Annotated in this window: 18 protein-coding genes; 11 read left to right on the top strand and 7 right to left on the bottom strand. The window is 59.0% G+C overall.

Annotated elements, in window-relative coordinates; genetic code table 11:
- Positions 1-111: 111 nt before the first annotated feature.
- Positions 112-615, bottom strand: a complete 504-nt coding sequence (locus tag AC1D2F_RS18545) for a hypothetical protein (RefSeq protein ID WP_476967375.1) — start codon at positions 613-615, stop codon at positions 112-114.
- Between the two features lie 418 nt (positions 616-1,033).
- Here AC1D2F_RS18545 and AC1D2F_RS18540 point away from each other — a divergent pair, with 418 nt between their 5' ends.
- The 6 genes from AC1D2F_RS18540 (at position 1,034) to AC1D2F_RS18515 (ending at position 8,021) form a co-directional block, all read left to right on the top strand.
- Positions 1,034-1,651: a TetR/AcrR family transcriptional regulator gene (locus tag AC1D2F_RS18540; protein ID WP_476967374.1), complete on the top strand. Its 618-nt coding sequence runs from the start codon at positions 1,034-1,036 to the stop codon at positions 1,649-1,651.
- 108 nt (positions 1,652-1,759) lie between these two features.
- A complete protein-coding gene (locus tag AC1D2F_RS18535; protein ID WP_476967373.1) occupies positions 1,760-3,205 on the top strand; it encodes an aldehyde dehydrogenase family protein in 1,446 nt (481 codons plus the stop codon).
- A gap of 328 nt (positions 3,206-3,533) precedes the next feature.
- Positions 3,534-4,814 (top strand): aromatic ring-hydroxylating oxygenase subunit alpha, encoded by a 1,281-nt coding sequence (locus AC1D2F_RS18530; protein WP_476967372.1) that lies wholly within the window; start codon positions 3,534-3,536, stop codon positions 4,812-4,814.
- The gene (locus AC1D2F_RS18525; protein WP_284990556.1) at positions 4,804-5,361 is read left to right on the top strand and encodes an aromatic-ring-hydroxylating dioxygenase subunit beta; all 558 of its coding nucleotides are present in this window, start codon (positions 4,804-4,806) and stop codon (positions 5,359-5,361) included. Before AC1D2F_RS18530 ends, AC1D2F_RS18525 begins: the two co-directional genes overlap by 11 nt.
- Before the next feature lie 129 nt (positions 5,362-5,490).
- Positions 5,491-6,450, top strand: a complete 960-nt coding sequence (locus AC1D2F_RS18520) for a PDR/VanB family oxidoreductase (RefSeq protein ID WP_476967371.1) — start codon at positions 5,491-5,493, stop codon at positions 6,448-6,450.
- A 275-nt stretch (positions 6,451-6,725) separates the two neighbouring features.
- Positions 6,726-8,021: an amidase gene (locus AC1D2F_RS18515; RefSeq protein ID WP_476967370.1), complete on the top strand. Its 1,296-nt coding sequence runs from the start codon at positions 6,726-6,728 to the stop codon at positions 8,019-8,021.
- 156 nt (positions 8,022-8,177) lie between these two features.
- Here AC1D2F_RS18515 and AC1D2F_RS18510 read toward each other — a convergent pair whose 3' ends face one another.
- The gene (locus AC1D2F_RS18510) at positions 8,178-9,029 is read right to left on the bottom strand and encodes an IclR family transcriptional regulator (RefSeq protein WP_476967369.1); all 852 of its coding nucleotides are present in this window, start codon (positions 9,027-9,029) and stop codon (positions 8,178-8,180) included.
- Positions 9,030-9,871: 842 nt separating this feature from the next.
- The gene (locus AC1D2F_RS18505; protein WP_476967368.1) at positions 9,872-10,438 is read right to left on the bottom strand and encodes a nuclear transport factor 2 family protein; all 567 of its coding nucleotides are present in this window, start codon (positions 10,436-10,438) and stop codon (positions 9,872-9,874) included.
- A 358-nt stretch (positions 10,439-10,796) separates the two neighbouring features.
- Between AC1D2F_RS18505 and AC1D2F_RS18500 the strand changes: the two genes are divergently transcribed.
- From AC1D2F_RS18500 to AC1D2F_RS18485, 4 genes are all read left to right on the top strand, one after another.
- Positions 10,797-11,138: a hypothetical protein gene (locus tag AC1D2F_RS18500; protein WP_476967367.1), complete on the top strand. Its 342-nt coding sequence runs from the start codon at positions 10,797-10,799 to the stop codon at positions 11,136-11,138.
- Between the two features lie 574 nt (positions 11,139-11,712).
- Positions 11,713-12,573, top strand: coding sequence for a catechol 1,2-dioxygenase (catA, locus tag AC1D2F_RS18495; RefSeq protein WP_476967366.1), 861 nt, complete (start codon positions 11,713-11,715; stop codon positions 12,571-12,573).
- 138 nt (positions 12,574-12,711) lie between these two features.
- A complete protein-coding gene (locus AC1D2F_RS18490; protein ID WP_476967365.1) occupies positions 12,712-12,963 on the top strand; it encodes a hypothetical protein in 252 nt (83 codons plus the stop codon).
- 498 nt (positions 12,964-13,461) lie between these two features.
- A complete protein-coding gene (locus AC1D2F_RS18485) occupies positions 13,462-14,466 on the top strand; it encodes an IS481 family transposase (protein ID WP_476967364.1) in 1,005 nt (334 codons plus the stop codon).
- A gap of 645 nt (positions 14,467-15,111) precedes the next feature.
- Here the strand turns inward: AC1D2F_RS18485 and AC1D2F_RS18480 are convergent.
- On the bottom strand, positions 15,112-15,351 hold the full coding sequence (locus AC1D2F_RS18480; RefSeq protein ID WP_476967363.1) for a hypothetical protein: 240 nt from the start codon (positions 15,349-15,351) through the stop codon (positions 15,112-15,114).
- A 333-nt stretch (positions 15,352-15,684) separates the two neighbouring features.
- On the opposite strand from AC1D2F_RS18480, the gene AC1D2F_RS18475 reads away from it, so the two are divergent.
- Complete coding sequence (locus AC1D2F_RS18475) at positions 15,685-16,986, top strand: ISL3 family transposase (protein ID WP_476967362.1); 1,302 nt, start codon at positions 15,685-15,687, stop codon at positions 16,984-16,986.
- Here the strand turns inward: AC1D2F_RS18475 and AC1D2F_RS18470 are convergent, their stop codons facing one another.
- From AC1D2F_RS18470 to AC1D2F_RS18460, 3 genes are read right to left on the bottom strand one after another with little or no spacing between them, the layout of a single operon-like run.
- The gene (locus tag AC1D2F_RS18470) at positions 16,987-17,976 is read right to left on the bottom strand and encodes a tyrosine-type recombinase/integrase (RefSeq protein ID WP_476967361.1); all 990 of its coding nucleotides are present in this window, start codon (positions 17,974-17,976) and stop codon (positions 16,987-16,989) included.
- Positions 17,977-17,982: 6 nt separating this feature from the next.
- On the bottom strand, positions 17,983-18,924 hold the full coding sequence (locus AC1D2F_RS18465) for a tyrosine-type recombinase/integrase (RefSeq protein WP_476967429.1): 942 nt from the start codon (positions 18,922-18,924) through the stop codon (positions 17,983-17,985).
- Between the two features lie 5 nt (positions 18,925-18,929).
- Complete coding sequence (locus tag AC1D2F_RS18460; protein WP_476967360.1) at positions 18,930-20,090, bottom strand: tyrosine-type recombinase/integrase; 1,161 nt, start codon at positions 20,088-20,090, stop codon at positions 18,930-18,932.
- Positions 20,091-20,385: the final 295 nt, after the last annotated feature.

Below are 20,385 nucleotides of genomic sequence, written 5' to 3'. Positions count from 1 at the left end.
TGCCAGTTGGTCTCAGCACCGGGCCTGAATCCACTGACGCCTGAATTCCTCTCATTGGACGTCGTGGCGGAGGATGACGCCAAGTCTGTTTGATTAGAGACCCGGCGCTAATTACGGTTCGGTGAACGGACCAGGCTGAGGGGCACCGCTCGCGGAGTTTGGCCACTCGTTCATAGTCCGCTTCTTACGAATCCAGACCGCAGCAGTGGCAGCGACGAGCAATTCAACAGCGATAACGATTAGAAAGGAGCCATGGTCGAGGCCTCCACGAATGGGATCGTCAGCAGATGTCACCGTATTGGGGTGATGTACATTACCTGAACCGGCCGGTGGAAAGATCAATATGAGATGGGCGATCGCCATGACTTGGGCCATGCCCATTATCATGCGAACAGTTACTACCTGACCACCGCGTAGAAGCAGCGTCACGAGACACGATATGCAGGCCACTGCCATGCAGGCCATTATTAGAGTCCCGATCAGGCCATGGAAGCCCATCACGGCCATTTGAATGTGCAGAGCGCTGGAGAATCCGACTCCTGTCATGATGAGCACTAGCAGCGGATCCCGAATCATAGAATGGACGCCGTGGCGCAAAGCTCGCGCAAACGTCATTTTGGGAACGTCTGGCAGTGTGACTGCGCTTGTCCTGCCATTGACAGTGGTTTCGGGCGAGTTCATGGACTCCCATACAGGTGTGATTCGACCGCCCCGCGCTAACAGAGGTGCATTCCCCCGAAGTGGTCCCCACGGTTCGAGGATCTACGAGAAAATATCTATATGGGGCTCGGGCAATTGGGATCGGCGTGACGCTTACAGCGGATGTTCTTCAGTTTGACTGGAATGGCGGTCGATCAGGGCGCCCCGGTCCACTCACCGGACCCCCGGGACGGAACGTGCAAGGTACGTCCCGTCAGGTGTTAAATTTGGCATTCATACGAGATCCTTTGGAGAGCTTGTCTTGCCGCGGGCTTGTCGTTAGCCGTTCGGAGGTGTTTCGGCGAGGGTCGCAGAATTTTCAGGAAGGAACCTAATGAACACCGCTTCCGGATCGGTCGCAGCAGAGTCCACGCCGACAGCTGTAGTAGAGGCCGAGGATGGGTCCACGCCGCCTCGAATTCGTCTCCTCGATGCTGTCATCAAAATTGCCAGTAGCTACGGGTTAGACAAGGTGACGTATCGATCGGTGGCCAGCGAAGCAGGCCTATCTCATGGACTCGTGAGATTCTATTTTGGCTCAAAGGAGGGAATGGTGTCACAAGCCCTCGAACACGCAGCCCGGCTGGACGTCGCTGAGAGCCGGATTGTGGCCGAAAGCATCGATTCGTTCAGCTCAGAATTCGTGAGGACAGTCAGTAGCGAACAGTCCCGTGGACTTCTTCAGTACGACTACCTGCTTCGTGCGGTCCGCGGAGGAGTTCCAGCCAAGGATGTGGTGGCGCTTTACGATTTCTATATCGAACAGGTATCCGAGACCCTGCGCAACGTCCAGATCCAGGATGAGGATGGCTCTTTTGCCGCTTTGATTCTGGCTGCTGTGGATGGATTGGTGCTTCAACACTCGATATATGGTTCGGCCGAAAGGACCGAGCACATTCTTGAGCGTCTCCGCGACGTGCTCCGGATGCTCCAGGAGCGGGGGGTCCGTTGATCTCCTTATAGTCCGGATTTGCCAGGTTCAGTCACCGGACCGGAGCCGTGAATCTACTCGGATTGCGTGCCATTGTCGTCTCAGACCATTGATGGAGAGGGAAAGACTATGCACGCTACTCAGTTGCTTATCGGCGACCAATGGGTTGATTCGTCGGACGGTGGGACGAACGAGACCTTTAACCCGGCCAATGGAGAGCTGATCGGAACCTTCGCAGAGGCCACGACCGCTGATGTTGACGCCGCGGTGGCCGCCGCGAGGGCCGGCTTTGAATCGGATGCCTGGCAGTCAATGTCGCCGGATGCCAAGGGCAGATTGCTGTGGAGGATCGCCGATCTGATCGATCGGAATGCCGTGGAATTGGCGGCGCTCGAGACTCTTGATCAGGGGCAGCCGACCACAGTCAGCACAGCCATTTCCGTTCCGCTGGCCGCGCAGGTGTTCCGCTACTATGCCGGCTACGCGACAAAACTTGAGGGCAAACTTTCGCCGGTTTCGATCCCCCGTCAATTGACATATCAGCGTCGAACCCCACTTGGTGTTTGTGGTCTTATCACCCCGTGGAATTTTCCGCTCGACATCGCTGCCTGGAAACTCGCCCCGGCTCTGGCGACGGGGAACGCTGTTATTTTGAAACCCGCTGAGCAGACGCCCCTATCTACGGTCCGGCTCGTGGAGATATGTCGCGAGGCCGGAGTTCCGAATGGTGTCGTAAATCTGATCACCGGTGGTCCACAAGTAGGTAAGGCACTTGTCGGCCATCGCGGCGTGGACTGTATCTCTTTTACTGGATCCACGGCTGTCGGCCAGGAAATTGCGCGAACGTCGGCATTGGACCTCAAACGCATAGGTCTTGAACTCGGCGGCAAAGCCCCCAGTATTATCTGCGCAGATGCAGATATCGATGCAGCCGTCCAGGGCAATCTAAAGGGTGCACTGTTCAACACCGGGCAAGCTTGCGGCGCATTCACACGTTTCTTTGTACCTCGTTCAAAAGTTGACGAATTCACTTCGAAGATATCCGCTGCGGCCGACGCGCTGAAGATCGGCCACGGCTATGATCCGGAAACCATTCTGGGTCCGCTCGTCTCAGAGGAGCATTTGAATCGCGTCGCTTCGTACGTGGCCAGTGGCAAGGAACAAGGAGCTCAGCTTGTCTCAGGTGGTGAGCGAGTTGGTGGTGAACTTCAGAACGGCTACTTCTTCCGGCCGACGGTTTTCACAGAGGTTACGGACAAAATGAAGATTGCTCGCGAGGAAATTTTCGGTCCCGTGCTGTCGATCATGCCCTACGACGACATCGATGAGGCCATCACTCGAGCCAACAGCACCGACTACGGACTTGTAGCGGCAATATGGACAAAGGATCTTGTTACCGCGCATTCGCTTCCTCAGCGCATCAAGGCGGGCACGGTATTTGTCAACCAACTGCCACTAATCGACCCTGGCGCTCCTTGGGGGGGAGTGGGCCTCAGCGGACTGGGCCGTGAACTCGGCTCTTATTCGATCGACGAGTTCACTGAACCCCAGTCCGTCTTTATCAATCTTGACTAGCAGCAGGAAATTCGCGCAACAAAACCAATGCCGGGTCCCCAGTTCGCTGCCAGGCAGAACCTAGCGAGGCTGACGGGGACGCTGCATTGCTGATCGGGCCGAAGCCCAGAGAGCATCACAGAACCACTTTCTGGCATACGCCTTAGCTCGTTTGCGGCTGGCAGCTGCTTGTCGGCCGCCTCCCCACAGCGATTAACGTTCCCAACTCTTCTCAGGGTCGAAGGGCACACCTTGCCGTATGGCGTGGGGCACCTGCACGGGAACTAGCCTTACCTCTTCTAACGGCCTTCTACTCAACATTTGAACTGCAAGAACCATAGGAGTATTGATGACCACCTCAACTTCAGACAGGGCAGGCGGGTTCGCCAGCCTGGTCGCCGACGATCGCGTCGCGGCGCAGCTTTACACCGATCCGGAGATCTTCGGCTGGGAAATGGAGAAGATTTTCTACAGCACCTGGGTGTGGGTTGCGCATGAAAGCGAAATCCCGGAAGCCGGCAGCTTCAAGATGAGCCATATCGGCCTACAGCCGGTCATCGTGAACAGGGATCGCAAGGGTATCTTCAACGTGCTCCTCAACCGTTGCCGCCACCGCGGCGCCAGCGTGTGCGAGGTCCCGAAAGGCAAAGCCAACGGCTTCACTTGCCCCTACCACTCCTGGTCCTACTCGCTTGAAGGCAACCTTCGGGGCATCCCGTACCCGGACGGATACGAAGGCGTTGCGGAAAAGAAGGATCTGCCCCTGCAGAGGCTGAGGGTCGAAAGCTACAACGGTCTGATCTTCGCTACCTTCAAATCCGACATCGAGCCGCTGAGTGACTTCCTCGGCGACGCAAAAACCTGGATTGACCGCTTCCTGAAGCAAGGTGCCGGATTCCCCGTCAAAGTCCAGGGCGAGCACAAATTCCGCTTCGACGGCAACTGGAAAATCCAACTCGAAAACACCACCGACGGCTACCATTTCCCCATCGTCCACCGCTCCTGGATGGCATCCGTAGACGCCGAAACTGCAGACATGCTGTCGTTCATGACAGACGAGAAGGCCGTCACCCATGCCCTCGGCAACGGACACAGCGTCGCCGTCATGGTCCCTGGACACGTGGACCTTGAGGAAGACGACGGAACCGAAGAACTGCAGGAGCGCTTCCGCCACATCATCGATGAGCTCTCAGAGACCATGCCTCAGGACCAGGTCCGTCGCATCGTGCGGTCAATGCACGGCGCCGGATATAACTTGAACCTCTTCCCAAATTTGTCGCTGTCCATGTCGTTCTTCAGGGTGCTGCGTCCCATCTCGGTCAACGAGACGGAAATCCAGCACATGGCTCTGGGCCTCGATGGCGGACCGGAAAGTGTGAACCGCGAACGGCTGCGCATCCACGAGCACTTCCAAGGTCCGTTTGGCTTCGGCACTTCAGATGACTCCGAGGCTTGGGAGCGGGTGCAACGCGGTGCAGTGGCTAACCCTGAAATGCCGATTCTCGTCAATCGCGGTCTCGGCCGTGAGGAGACGGTCGATGAGGGATGGAAGACCTCGCACGTGACCGACGAGACCGGGATGCGGGAAGCGTACGCAATGTGGAAAAGGATGATGGGCAATGACAACTGAGACCGACGCTGACGTGACCGCCATCGACAACCGACCGAGTCCCGCAACCTACGAGCTTGGGCTCGGTAAGCTGTCCCAGCCACTGGTTGGCCGTGCGATCGAACTGATTTGGCGTGAGGGACAGCTGCTGGATGACAAGAAGTACGAAGAGTGGCAAACCCTGTACACCGAGGACGCCAAATACATCATCCCTGTGGACCCGGACTCCGAAGACTTCGAGTCATCCCTGAACATGGTCTACGACGACGCTCGAATGCGCCACATGCGCGTCACCCGCCTGGTGCAGGGCTACTCGATGTCAGCAGTCGCTGCTGCCCGCACATCACGCACGATTTCCAGGTTCACAGTTGAGGAACTGGCGGAAGACTCCGTAACGCTGCGCTCCGCACAGGTCCTGGTCGGGTTCAAGCGCGATAAGTTCCAGGTGCTTGGGGCCGACGTGACACACCGAATCCGTTTCGCGGGTGACGACGCCCGGATTGAACTGAAGGTTATCCGCTTAGTCAATTCGGACTCGGCCGTCAACGCATCCGGCTTCCTCCTCTAGAGATGGCGGCATTGCCGTGCTGCATGTGAATACGCATAAGCCACTCCTGATCACCTGCTAGGCACAAGGCAGGAGCTTCATCCGGAGGGTTAAGTCGGACCCGTACAACAATAGAAAGGATCATCTCCAATGGCTATGTTCAAAGTACGCGTAGCTGAAATCCTGGAGGAGACAAGTAACATCAAGTCTTTCCGCCTCAGTCGCCTGGACGGGGCACCGTTTGATCCCTATCCGGCGGGTGCTCATATTGATATTGTCGGTCCTACTTCTATGGTGCGCCAGTACTCCCTTTGTAGTCCTCCCGACGAACTGGACGCTTATGTTGTGGCAGTGAAACTCGAACCCGAATCCCGTGGGGGTTCGGCCGCGCTCCACGCCCACGTAGAGGTGGGGCAGGAACTTGAGATCAGCGCGCCTCGCAATCTCCTGTTGATTGAGAAAGGTGCCGACAGGCACATCTTGGTGGCCGCTGGAATCGGTGTCACTCCGATGATTAGCATTTCATATCAACTGCACCGAACCGGCGAGAATTTCGAACTTCATTACTTTGCACGTTCCCGCGATGAGGCCGCATTTTGTAATCTCCTCGAGACTCGAAGCGGTTTTAGCGAAAGGGTATTCTTTCATTTTGGACGTCCTCGCGAAGAGCAGTCAGGTGTGCTCGACCGAATCTTTAGCTCACTTTCGGAAGCATCGCACGTCTATACCTGCGGTCCGCAGGGCTTTATGCAAGTGGTTCTGGAAAGGGCTTCTGCGGTCATTCCACATGATAATGTTCATGTCGAATATTTTCAGGCCGGTGAGCCTCAACAAGCGGAAGACGACGCCGCATTTGAAGTCGAACTCGAAGATGAGATTTATTGGGTTCCTATTGGCAAATCAATTGTTGAGACTCTTGCGGAAAACGGCATCGAGGTCGATACGTCTTGTAAAGAGGGGATCTGCGGAACATGCATAATGGGCGTCGTTCGCGGTGAACCGGATCACAGGGATCAGTGCATGTCGAGCAGCGAAAAACAAGCGAATGACCAGATAGCCGCTTGTGTCTCCCGATCAAAGTCTCCGAGGCTCGCACTGGAATTTCTCTAGAGGTCCGTCGAAGCCGACAAGATATGCCACGCTTCCTTTTTATATAGACCAAGATGCGGACTCGACGAGGTCTCTTGAGATCCAGACAGCGGTCGTGATCAGAAACCAAGGTCATCACGTATCGAAAAGGATGAAGGGCGCAAGCTCAGCCAGTGTCAAGACTGTATCCCCACTGCATTCGCTGCGCCAGAGAGAAGATAAAACTGAGTTCGGCATCACCGGTCTCGAACGCCCGCCCCGTACCCATTCTAGAGCCGCTTAATAGAGGAGTAGGTATGAAGAGCACCCTACTGGAATTGTCACTTGGACTTCGATCCGGATCCACAAGTCCCAGTCAGGCTGTGGTAGAGGCACTTCGACGCGTTGAAGAAATGGAACCGGCGGTCCGCGCATGGGTAACGCTTGACATCGACGGTGCCCTTCAACAGGCGTGGGAGCTAGAGAGATCATCGTCTAGCCGGACTGCACTGTGGGGCGTGCCTGTAGCAATCAAAGACCTAATCGATGTACGCGGACTTCCGACGGCTTGCGGAAGTCCACTTCGGGGCAAGGAACCCGCAGTGGCCGACGCGGAATGCGTCCGATTACTCCGAAAGTCCGGGGCAATAATTATGGGCAAGACTGTAACAACTGAGTTTGGTTACTTCAAGCCAGGTCCAACGCGCAATCCTGTCAATCTCTCTCGTACTCCTGGCGGGTCGTCCAGCGGATCAGCGGCAGCCGTAGCGGCCGGAATGGTGCCCTTGGCGCTAGGGACACAAACTGCCGGCTCTTTGACTCGCCCGGCCTCGTATTGCGGCGTCGCCGGCTTCGTTTCCGCCAAAGGCCAGTTTTCGACGGCAGGCGTAACTGGACTTAGTCAGTCGTTGGACTCAATTGGCCTGATCACTCAGACGGTCGATGACCTGCGCTTTACCATGGAAGCGCTTAGCGGACTCGGAGCAACTTCAGAATCCAGCAAACCACAGACTGGGCCAGTGGAAATCCTGTTATGGAACGGAAGCGAACTCGGTAAGCTCAGCAAGGAAATGCATGACGCCTTAAAGACAACTGGATCAATACTCTTCGAAAGAAAAAAGGAATTTATAGTTTCGAACTGGTCCGACCACAAAATGCTACAAGTCTTAGCCCATCAGCATCACGTCATAATGGCTTCAGAGGCCTCCCAAGAACGCAGAGACGAAATGAATCATCTCGATGACCTGAGCGCGCCGTTGGCTGAGTTGCTCCTATACGGCAGCACGTTATCAGAACTCGAATACAAGGCCGCACTGGCTAGAATAGCTGCTTACAAGGACACTGTCATGGCCTTATTCAATCGCTTTGATGTCGTACTAGGTCCAGCTGCCCTAGGGGCGGCACCGGCCGGCCTGGAAGCTACAGGAAGCCCGATCCTAAGTCGACCATGGCAAGCGCTGGGCCTTCCAGTCTTGACTATTCCAGGCCTCCGTGGCGCGCATGGCATGCCGCTTGGCTTACAGCTAATTGGAGCGCCAGGACGGGAGCGCAGACTATTCGACCTTGGTGTACGCATTGAAGAACTCTTGCGCGCAGGGGGCGTTGGTCACTAATTCTCTGAGCAGAATTGTGCCACATCCTCTGGCAAAGGCCGCCGTTTGCTTGCAACCTGGATATGCCGAGATGATGCGGGGCCGCTTGACCCATTCAGATGTTTCAGCACACAAAATGGAACTCATTGCTATTGTCGGCATCAACTCGGTCATAGACTATCTTTGGCGAGAATGCAACACGCTACGAACCCCTGTGATGCTGTGTCGGAGGCCTTGACTGATGTCTGCCGAAGCCGATGTCAGAGCACGCATGACCTGGTGGTCGTCGCGGCGATTGACATTGATCGTCGCTGATATGGCTGCGGCAACTCCCAAAGAACCATCAATGAGGATCGGCACCGCATAGGACTTATACCCGTTCAGGCACTCTTCTTGTTCCAAGGACCAGCCGCGCTTCCGAATGGCGTCCAACTGATCTCGCAGTTGATGGCCGCTCCCGACACTCTTATTTGTCGGGCGTCTAAAATTCCCTCGCTCCAACATTTTTATGATCACTTCAGCGTGGAGGCTCTGGGCCAGAAAGAGCTTCCCGGATGCGGTGAAACATTGCGGAAAGCGATCACTGACCGAATTGGAGATGTGAGCTTCACGTCGGCCGGCAAATCGTTCGAGATAGAGGGAGTGGTCGCCGTCCGGGACCGCCAGGTGGATTACGGCCCCGGTAAGGATATGTAGGTCGTTAAGGGCTGGGCGAGCGGCCCGCCGCAACTTGGCAGGACCAGGCACCAGCTGCCCAAGTTCGAACATCCGCCATCCTAACTGGTAGCCGCTCTCTACTCTCTCCAAGAAGTTGAGGTGGACAAGCTCCTGAGCGAGGCGATAGGCCGTTGCCTTAGGCACGCCAGACAAGCGGCTCAACTCGGTTAGTCCTAACGTCGTTCTTACCCCGTCAAAGGCTGCGAACAGGAGCTCCGCTTTACCGAGGACCGATATCGGAGGGCTCGCATCACCCGGTTCAAGATCCTCAAGCGTCAGAAGGGGGCCATCGCCGAGTGCTGCCGTCATCATTCTTCCTACCGTTCATTTTGTTGTCCAAATGGATAACAGAAGCATGACGCAGTTCACTGTCACATGTCCAGCCCTAGGAGAAAATCTGTGTGGACCCCTCATGTCCGAGTACGAACCGATTACCGTGCCGAGCCCGGTTCCGGGTGAATGTGTCCATGATCCGGCGGAGTATGTCCCTGCCGATCCTGGCGGCCAGATCAGCTACGAACCCGGGGGGCAGGGCAGTGTAACCTGTGGTTTCCCGGAGGTTGCGGATACCGGTGGGTGGCGGATGTCGAAGGTTTTGGCGGTCTTGGTGACGGTTTCCTCGCATGCGCGGTTCATCATGGCCCGGATGCTCCCGTCCCGGAGACGACGGGGATCTGCTCGCCGGGAGGGAGCTGGTCAGGGACATGAAAACGGCGTCGGCCGGCGGAACAGTTATGCCCCGGGCGTGGGGGATTTCGCCGGGGTCCGTGCGACCGGGTCAAACCATATGACCCTGAGTGCAAAGGCATGGTGGAGCGGGCGAAGCAGTTCCTGGGAAACCTCGTTCCTGCCCGGACGCACCTTCGGCTCCCGATCGGATTTCAACGCCCAGCTAGGCCCTGGCTTCCCGTCGGCAACGCCAGACTGGTCCGCCAGACCTGCGCCCGGCCCGCGGAGCTGATCCGCCAGGCCGGGGCTGATGGACCACATAGAAGGCCATCGGTGATGTGAACAGATTGGTAGATCCGGAGCCTGGGTCTCTGATGTTATCAACACGATCCACGCGAAGGTCCGCGGAGGAAAGGTTACGATCCGGCCCCTGTACATCGCCTGGTGTCAGCTTCAAAGGCGAGCATGATCCCGTTCAGGGAGTGTCATTCTCCGGCGGTGCTGCTCATGAGCGAGGACTTTAATGGGTAGCTTTCCGCGAACCTATTCGGCAGAGGTGCAATGAAGACATTCTCGGTTCGGGTTCGAGTTATCTTCCACGAGCCACCGATACTTCGGAAACTGTTACTGAGCCGACTGGAGCGCAGAAGCGCCCGCCCGTCGCTAAATAACCATGGTTGCAGGTGGATCCATTGTCCTTCTGCCTCATCCCCAGCCACACGGATTTGCTCTGACGTCAAATAGTGCGCGTTCAAAACGAGTGAGGGATCGTGCTTTTCGCCCCAAAAGCGATCGAAGTGAGCTCGAATCGCATCCTTCCCAACAGCCCGCCCGAACTGGTTGTCGTAGTATTCCCCCACACCCTCCCAAACAGCTTCATCGGTGTACAAATCCAGTATGCGATCGATGCGTTGCTCGTCGTTTTCGACGCCAGGCTCCGGGCACGGTGTGTCACAGAGGAACATGTACCGTGCTTGAAGTCTTCGAATTTCAGCTTCAGCTTCCAGTACTTCGATGCGCCTGACCAATGCAGCTATCGTTGTGTCGCTCACGCAGAGTTCCCTTCGTTACGAAGACCTGTCCGTTCAGAACAGAGATCTGTTTGTCCAAGTTACGGACGATGCTTTGGACGTAGGCAATTGCGGTCCGGTCAACGGACTACACCACTCCAAGGGTCACTAAATTCGCATAATGTCAGCGCAATGGAAGATCCAAGCCGGGCACTCCCTGACCGCTTATTTTCGCCTCATGTATGCCAGCGCGTGAAGCTTGCGGCAATGGTGAACTTTCACTTTCTTGGTGAATTCCTTAGTTAGCGGTTGCGCGTCCCAGATAGGAGTCATATTAATACCACTCAAATTCGTGACGAAGGGCGACCGGACGCACCCCGTTGCTGCAGGACCCTTCCGGATGACTCTGCTCAACTTTATCGTTCTGATGGTCATCGCGGCCGCTGCCCCTCTTTCCGTGCTTGGCGGAATGGTGCAGCTAGGGCTCCTTATGGGCAAAGGTGTGAGGATGCCAGCATTGCTCGTCGTACTCAACTATCCCGTACGAGAAGGGGAGACGAAAGCGCATGGCACGCCGGTCTTTGGTCCTCTGTCCTTAATTCTTTTGGCGCTTCTGGTTCCGTTAATTTTGGCTGGCATAATGCTGACGGCAATTCGAAAATACGCAAGCGTATTACATACGCCCGCACTGTTGATCTCGAAACATATGCGCCCGACCTGCCGCACAAGAGATGATCCGTGACTGGAAGCTTCTTACCAAGTATCTGAGTCTGGCTGGTGGACGTTTCGATAGAAAGCGCGTCAGCAAGTGACCGCGCCAATTGTCCCGTTGATTTAATTCTGTCTACGCAGTCGAAAGCAGCTGCTTTGGCGTTAGGGCGAAGAAATTCCAAAAAAGCCTAGATAAACGATTCGAAAAGAGAAGTCCATGCCTTATCCAAAGAATAATGACCGTATGTTCCTGACGTGCTACATGGACACGTTTGGCTATGGCTGGCACCACGTGGACCTATTTGTTCATGACGAGAATGATTTAGAGGTCAACTGGGTGCACTGGCAGGTGGACCAGGACGGGCCCGAGGCCGCAGACGCGGTCACGGCACGGGTGGAACCGCGACTGCGACGCACAACTGAGTGGAAGCACGGCCGAAGCGAGAACGGATTGGAGTACTGGACCGCTGAAGCGGACTGGGCTTGAACGTCTCTGGCGTGGAAGAGAGCGCTAAGCAGCAGCCCTTGTAATTGCACCCATCGGCAATCACCGGACCGGAATACTGAACCACCCTACAACCACCGTCTCACCGATGAGACGAACAATGAAAGGACCAACAGTGTCTGTAAAAACCACTGCTACTGCTGCCTCTTCGGGAGCCAACGCCACCGAGAAATTTCGGGCGAACAAGACTTCCGGCGTACAGACAAGCAGCCAACGGGTAAACCACCTGGCCTCGCGGGCAATTAAGGCTCTCGTCGACACCGTCGCCGAGGAAAAGGTGACCTATGACGAGTACAACGCTCTGAAGGCCTGGCTGATCCGGGTGGGAGAAGATGGCGAATGGCCACTCTTCCTAGATGTCTGGATTGAGCACGCTGTTGAGGAAGTTGCCAACGCGGACCGGGATGGAAGCAAGGGCACCATCGAAGGACCCTATTATGTACCTGGTTCACCGGTCCTTCAGTCCCCCGCGACCTTGCCGCAGCGTGATGGTGAAGCTGGAACCCCGTTGTTGTTCAAGGGCCGAGTCACAAGTGTTAATGGAAATGCACTCGCCGGAGCACATGTAGAAATCTGGCACGCTGATGATGCCGGCTTCTACTCTCAGTTCGCGCCCGGCATTCCCGAATGGAACCTCCGAGGTACAGTGGTGGCCGACGAGGAGGGCATCTTCCAGATCAACACACTCCAGCCCGCACCGTATCAAATCCCCACTGACGGCGCCTGCGGCCAGCTCATCTCGGCTGCAGGATGGCACGCCTGGCGTCCGGCCCACCTGCACATCAAGGTCAGCGGCCCCGGGCACCAGCTCATCACCACACAGCTCTACTTTACTGCCGACGAACACTTGTCCGACGACATCGCGTCAGCGGTCAAGCCTGAACTGATCCTGGATCCTGAGCCCGCGACGGATGGCAACGGCCGGGAAGTTTCCTATAATTTCGTGCTGGCCCCTGCATAGACGGACTCGACAATCCTTGGCATAATCCCGCGCAATAGCACGGGGTTATGCCAAGGATTTCGTAACGCCAGAAAAGCCGGCTTTTTATGATGAGTAGTTGGTGATCTTGGTCCGTTCCCGCAGAAAGGAAGAAATACCATGCCAACCTTTGACCACCAGGAACATAGAGTGAGGCAGGGCAACTGGGCGGCAATACAGCCCGGAGACTGGGTGGTCCTCTACGGATCCAAGCCCGAGATGCACGCAACGGTGGAGGACCGGACCACAGACGGCTCTGTGATCTGGATTCGAGACGAACTCAACGAGCGTCGGTTGATCCACATCGACGACTACAGCGAAGTCTGCTTCGTCGAAAATGTGACGCTACAGCCAACAGTCCAAAAAGCCTAATTTTCGCCCCCCGCACCGAACGGTCATCCCTGAAAATCCGGCGATCAATGATGAAATTCCTAGCCGTTGCAGAAGTCACCGTGACCGGACGTGGAGAAGAAATCTCTTCTCGACTACCGGCGTGCTGACGCAATCGCATTCCTGCTCCATTCGTACGCCATGGCGGCCAAATTCGCGTACGTCCCGTGGCACGCAACTCACGAGGTCTTGAGGCTAAGCCCTCCCACCCAAGTTAACGCTTTCCTTCTCGGATGCTCAAGGCGAAGAAAGGCCGCGATGTCCCAGGAAGTCAATATCTGGCTCAACTTGGATAATTCATTGCGCGAGCGGGTCATTGCTGCGCTTATTGAAAATTTCCATTTCGGGTTGGGCTTTTAGCCCAGGGCTAGCTGTATTGTCCCGGCACGTTGGTGACACGGGGATTGATTTGATGCAATAAGAGGACCTCCGGGTGTTGTGTGGTGCTTGTCGAGAGCAAACACAATCCAGGAGGTCCTCGTGTCCCACCGTAACGCGTTCTTGGCTTATTCGGGGCGGCTGCGGCTGGCCCGCTGCATCGTGGTTGACGGCTGGCCGTTGCGCCGGGCCGCCGAACGGTTCAACGTCTCAGTCCCGACCGCAGCGCGGTGGTCGGGACGGTACCGGGAGTTCGGGGAGTCCGGGCTGGAGGACCGCGGGAGCCGGCCGCGGACGTGTCCGCACCGTACCGGCGTGCGGACTGAACGGCGGGTGCTGGGCCTGAGGGTGAACCGGCGCTGGGGTCCGGCGCGGATCTCGTACCATCTGCACCTGAACATCTCCACGGTCCATCGGATCCTGACCCGTTACCTCTGTCCGCCGCTGCGTTTCACCGACCCGGCCACCGGGGCCAGGGTCCGCGGCCGGGACCGTGCCCGCCGGTATGAATATGCCTGGCCCGGCGAGATGGTCCACGTCGATGTGAAGAAGCTCGGCCGGATCCCCAACGGCGGCGGTCACCGGGTCCACGGACGCGTGCAGGGCGAAGCGAATGCCAGGGCACGGAACCTGGCCGAAGGCCGAAGCACGGACCGCGGCCAGGTCCGGGGCTACTCCTTCATCCACCACGCGGTCGATGACCATTCCCGGTTTGTCTATTCCGAGATCCTGCCGGATGAAACCCAGGCGACCGCGTCCGCGTTCATGCGCAACGCCATCGCCGCTTTCGAAACCCTGGGCGTCAGGATCCAGCGCGTGATGACTGACAACGGCTCCTGCTACCGCTCCCGCACTTTCGGCAAGGTCCTCGCCGAAGCAGGCATCAGCCACAAGCGCACCAGACCCTACCGGCCCCAGACAAATGGCAAGGTCGAACGCTTCAACCGCATCCTCCAGGAGGAATGGGCCTACGCCAAGGCCTACAGCTCAGAAACCGAACGCCAGGCCTGTTACCAGGACTTCATCGAGCACTACAATCACCACAGGCCCCACACCGCCCTCAAAGGCGCCTCACCCGCCAGCCGCGTCACCAACCAACCGGGTTAGTACAGCTAGCGCTCCTCACAGCTCCTGTTCCCGTCCACACCGTCCGCTGAGAAGGGCCCCGGTCCTCCGTGTCGACCCCGAAGGAGTACGTGGTCATTGAGGCTTTGAAGACGCGGAATGAAGATCAGCCTGGCCGATTGGGCGTGACCGCAAGACGATCCGGGCCTGGCTGGCAGGAAGCGTTTACCGCTCTCATACCAGCCCATTCTCGACCACGATCTTGCGGTTACCCCGGAGAGGGCGGATGGCCACAGACCAGCCACAACCGACGCCCAAGGCCTGTGGCGGACCTGCCCGAGGGGTCCCGTTTTGAGGAGCGATGGTGTCAGTGGCTGCGTTCGCAGCAGGCCCCTGGACACCCGCGACCGCCAGGACCGGGTGGCATGAGCGCCGTGGCGGTGATAGCCGCCGCCGAGACCCGCACCGCCCTATGCCAGACGCTGGCGTAAAAACGAGGCAAGTCCGACCTGGTGCCACCGGAATTGGCCGCTGCCATCTGCCAGTTACTCCTTGGCGTTGATCCCGTCAATCAGATGGGATACGGGCGCTGCTCACTGAAGCCAGCGTTCCGGGCCGCAACCCCACGGCGGAGAGGACGGCCGGGGTCCTGTGAGCGGTTCGGCTGGAGCTGAAGGCCGCGTGCCACTAGCCGCCTTTGTAATTGCCGGCGTCCCGGTCGGACCGCGTGGTCGAAGGTGTCGCGTCGAGGTCGGATTTTGGAGGATCCTGAACAGTCACGGACGGCGCCCTGTTGCGGTTCCAGCTGGCGTTCCCTGCTCTTATACGCGGCTCGCGGGTGAGGGTTTCGATGCCGCAGGGTAACAGTTTCAGAGAAAGCCGGCCCAGCCGCTTCTCGCACGGCTGTCCGAAGTCGACGGCGTTCATGATGAAGGCCAGGATCTACAACCCCACCTGGGCGATGGGCAGCTGGCTGGTCAAAAAGACTAGATCGACGGATAACGTACCCCCAGATTGTTGCATCATCAAAAGGGCGCTCCTTCGCTCCGCAGAATGTAGGTCTCGACGACCAACCTGCTACAGCTCGGAGCACCCTTTCTATGGATAAACGGCCCTTCGCAGGTGAGCGTGGTTGGGGCCCTCTGACGCCGGGGGGAGGAGCGTGTCCTGACGACATTGCGGCGTGGTGCGGGAGGAGAGAGGCCAGGGCCTCTTTGAAGTGGTAGCGCCCAAGCTTTCAAATAAAAAAGAGACCCTGATATGCCCAATGCTACTTCCTGCCCGGGCGGGCGCTGGTGCGAGCGGGCAGACGCGCTTCTTGGTGTCGAAGGTATCCACGCCTGCTCTGTCACGGCGGCAGGGACCGGCCTGGTTCTGCACGTCGAGACAGGCGAAACTGTTAGCGGCTGTCCGGACTGCGGCGTAGTCGCGGTCGGACACGGCCGCCGGCAGGTCCGGCTCCACGACACCCCGTGCTTCGGCCGTCCGGTGCGGCTGCTGTGGGCCAAGCGTGTCTGGCGCTGCCCGGACCCTGACTGCCCGAGAACCACGTTCACCGAAGAGCACGAGTTGGCCGGGCCCCGGGCAAAACTCACCGCCCGGGCCGTGGCGTGGGCGACCGACGGCCTGCAGCATTTCGACACCTCGGTCTCGGCCCTGGCCCACCAGCTCGGCGTGTCCTGGCACACCGCCTGGGACGCGATCAAGGCAAAGGCCGCCCGGCGAATCGCAGCGGCTGGCCGATTGACAGGGGTGAACGCGCTCGGCGTCGATGAGCATGTCTGGTCCCACACCGGTCCACCGGGATCCGGCATGGTCACCGGGATCGTGGACCACACCCGTGACTCCCAAGGTGTGGTGCACGCCAGATTGTTGGACCTTGTTCCGGGACGGTCCGGGAAGGCCTACGCCGACTGGCTCAAAGACCGCGGGACCGGGTTCACCGCCGGCATCAAAACCGCCGCGCTGGACCCGTTCCGCGGCTACGCGAACGCGATCCGCGATGAACTGCCCGAAGCCATCACCGTGCTGGACGCGTTCCACGTCGTGAAGCTCGGCTCAGCCATGGTCGATGAAGTCCGCCGCAGGGTCCAGCAAGACACCCTCGGACACCGCGGCCGCAAGGGCGACCCCCTCTACGGCATCCGTCGAACCCTGCAGATGGGCGCCGAACACCTCACTGACAAACAATCCGCCCGGCTCGACGCGAAGCTCACCCTCGGAGACCCAGACCACGAAGTCACCCTGGCCTGGCAGTGCTACCAGAAGCTCCGGGCGATCTATCACGCCAAGCCTGCGCGGGGCAGGGACCTCGTCAACGAAGTAATCGCTTCATTCCCCTCCTGCCCGATCCCCGAAGTCTCACGACTGGGCCGGACACTCAAACAGTGGAAGGCAGCGATCTTGGCCTACTTCGACACCCACGGCGCCTCCAATGGCCCCACCGAAGCGATCCCATGCCGACGTCGGCATGGGAGTGCTTATGCCGATCTCTGGGTTATGCCGATCGATGAAATGTTTGACCTGCTCAGAGCGGGTTCCTGGCGGGTCTTGTCGGCATAGTTAGAGTGCTTCGAGCCATGTGAGGATCCCCGGCTCCGGTGTGTAGGTGCCGGGGGCGACAACGGGTGGCCTGGTCTTGTCCAGCGCGTCCTTTTTGGTCTGCATGTCGGCGTGAAGGTATATGTCGGTGGTGGAGGTCTGCTCATGGCCGAGCCATAGGGCGATGACGGTGATGTCGACGCCGGAGTGCAGGAGGTTCATGGCGGTGGTGTGCCTGAGGGTGTGCATCGTGACGTGCTTGTTCCTCAATGACTGACACGTTTCGGCGGCAGTGCGGATGTGGATTGCGAGCCGATGTTCGATCGCGTCGCGTGAGAGCGCATTGCCGTGGGGGCCGGGGAACAACGCGCTCCCTGGGTGGCTGTTGCGTTCGCTCAGGTAGGCGCGCATCTGGTCCCGAGTGTTGGCGCTGATCGGGGTTGCCCGGCGTTTGCGGCCCTTTCCCTCGCATTCGATGTAGGGGCTGCTCCCGGTGTGGATGCTGGCGGTGGTCAGGTTGCTGACTTCGCTGATGCGCAGTCCGGTGTTGATGACAAGGGCAAGCATCATCTGGTCGCGCCTGCCGGTCCAGGTGGCGACTTGGGGTGCAGCGAGCAGCGCATCGGTCTCGTCGTCGTTAAGGTAGCTGATCAGGGGCTTCGTGGTCTTGGCAGGCGGGATGGTGAGGATGCGGCGGATGGTTTCGGCGTGTTCTGGATGGTCGGGCAGGCTATGTGCGAGCAGGACCCGGATCGCGCTGAGTCGGGCATTGCGGGTCGCCGCGTTGTTGGCCCGCTCCTTGACGAGGTGGTCCAGGAAGGCCGTTACCGTGTCGCGGTCGATGCCTTCGAGCTGGATCTGGTCTGCGCTGGTCGCGTTGGTGGCGCAGATGTACTTGATGAGGAGGCGCCAGGTGTCGCGGTAGGAGGCGATCGTGTTGTCAGAGAGGTTGCGTTGGGTGTGGACGTAGTTGGTGAAGAACGACTGTAGCGCGGTGGCCAGGTAGGTCATGGTGATTCACTCCATCGTGATGGTGGTGTTCATGCGGTTGGCGGCCAGTGCCAGGAGTTCTGGGACGGCTTGGATGTACCAGTAGGTGTGGGACGGGTCTGAGTGGCCGAGCCAGGTTGCCAGCAGGCTCAGCGTCGCCGCGGGGTCGCCCCTGTCGGTGGTGTAGGCCCGGATCATCTGCCGGGTGGCAAAAGTGTGGCGCAGGTCGTGCAGGCCCGGGGATGGTTCCTCCGCTGTGAGTCCTGCCGCTGCGCGGAGCCGCTGAAAGTGAGCTTCTACGGATGACCGTTGGTACCCGGTTCCCCTGGTGGTGACGAAGAGGGGCCCGTCGGGTTGCGGGCTCACGGCTTGGCGATCGGGGTTGGCCTCGTATGCAGCCAGCGCAGCCACCGTGGTGGGATGCAGCGGAATGAGCCTGTCGGGGCCGTGCTTGTTCGCCCGGATCAGCACGGTGGCGTCACGGGCATTGAGGTCCTGGGATCTCAACCGCAAGGTCTCCCCGATTCGCATGCCGCTCACGGCCAGTAAGGCAATCAGGTTCGCCATCGTGGTCCGCACGAGCGTCGATGTGAACACGTGCTGGCAGGCGGCGATTAGGGCGTTGACCTCGTTTTGGGTGTAGATGTGGGGCCTGCGCCGATCCCTACCGGCGCGCAGCGCGTTGGCCGCAGGCACCTGAACGTCCAGGCCGATGGCGTAGCAGTAGCGGGCAATGCCCCTCAGCGAGCTGAGGCGCTGGCACTGGTAGGAGGTCTTGAAGTTGCCGGTTCCCCGCGCCCAGATGCTGGCCTCCGTGGCCGTGAAAGCTGCCCGAGTGTTTCCATGGGCCCACAACCACTCGAGGAAACGCCGGGCGTGGCGTTCTTCCTCGATGAGCTGCGCGCCTAGTGCACGTCGCCGGGCAAGGTAGTCCTCGAGAACGGTCCGAAGGTCGGCGTTGACCGGCATGTCGTTCACGGCAATCTCCCCCACGACGGGGCCAGCGGGCGTAACGGCGCCATGTCTACCCGTGCGTAAGTCATCGACGAGGCGAGGTTTGCATGTCCGAGGAGTTCCTGGACCTGCCTGATGTTCCCACCACCGGTGAGGACCTGGCAGGCAGCCGTGTGGCGAAGCCGGTGGGCGTACACACCCTCAAGACCAGCAATGCCGGCATGCTTGAGGACGACCTCGGTAACGCCCGCCCGGTGCAGGGCTCTCAGAGGTGGCAGGGCTCGGATGAATACACTCCGCTCCCCGGGCTGGGCTCGGCGGACTCGCAAGTAGCCCACCAGAGCCTCACCGACATCGACGGGCATCGGCAAGACGAGGACACGCCTGCCCTTGCCCACCACCTGCAAGGACGGCTCCCGCCAGTTGATGTCATCGAGGGTCAGGCCGGCGACTTCCCCTGCGCGCACGCCAAGACGGGCCAGCATGACGATGATCGCCAGGTCGCGCCTGCCTGTGGGGCTTTCCAGATCGACTGCATCCTTCAATGCCTCGATTTCGCCAGCGGTGAGTCCCTTGGGCAGGCCAGATTGAACCCGCCGGGGCGAGAGGACACCGAAGGGGACCCCGGCCTCTACCCAGCCGTTGGCGGCTGCCCAGGTGAGCATGCCGCGCAGCAACGCTGCCATGCTTTGGGCCGTAGATGAGGAGTATCCGGCAACAGCACCCACCAGGAAGTCATTGGCCATCGCGACATTCACGCGTTCCCAATGGAGTTCCTCAGACTGGTCCTCAAGCAGCTCCAGAAAGGGTGCCCCGAACCTGCGGGCCTTATCGATCCAACTGGAGCCCTGGCCTTGTTCCACTTCGAGAAATCGCAGCCACTGCGTCAGGCATGCCTCGGCGGGACGAGGCTGCGCGTGAATTACGGGCGCGAAGCCAAGACGCCCCGTTTCACGCAGAAACCGAAGAACTGCGGAGACATTCTCATTAGCCGAACGATGCGTCGGGTGGAGTTCGTTATCCTGCCGGACCATACGAAATGCATGCTCGGCGTTCAAGTCACCGAACTTGAGGTCCTCCGCGATCATCCACGAGCCCAGGCGCGCTGCCGCACGGACATGGTTGCGTTGCGTGCTCGGAGCGTAACCCTGTGTGACCAACCAATCGATCAGTTCCATCATCACTGCAGCCAGAGGCCCCGCTTGGAGACGCGGCCAGATTCTCTGATGCCAAGTACCCCCGGGAGGGCCCGTCTTCCCGACACCCGCCAAGGCCCCAACATCTGCTAGACCGTCGTCGGCGCCGACCGCCGGGCCCTCCACCCGCCTTGGATCATCCATGGCACACTCCCTTCTCCTGTCAGGAGAAGGGAGAATCTCACGCCGCGACTATGCCGACCAGACACTGCAAGAAACCGGCCCTGAACAGGCCAGTCACCCGAAAATCGGCATAATCCCAACATCGGCATAAGCAATC

The organism is Arthrobacter sp. P1_B3 (genome assembly GCF_056406615.1).
The sequence above is the reverse complement of the archived record's forward strand: the minus strand, read 5'-3'. Positions and strand labels throughout refer to the sequence as shown.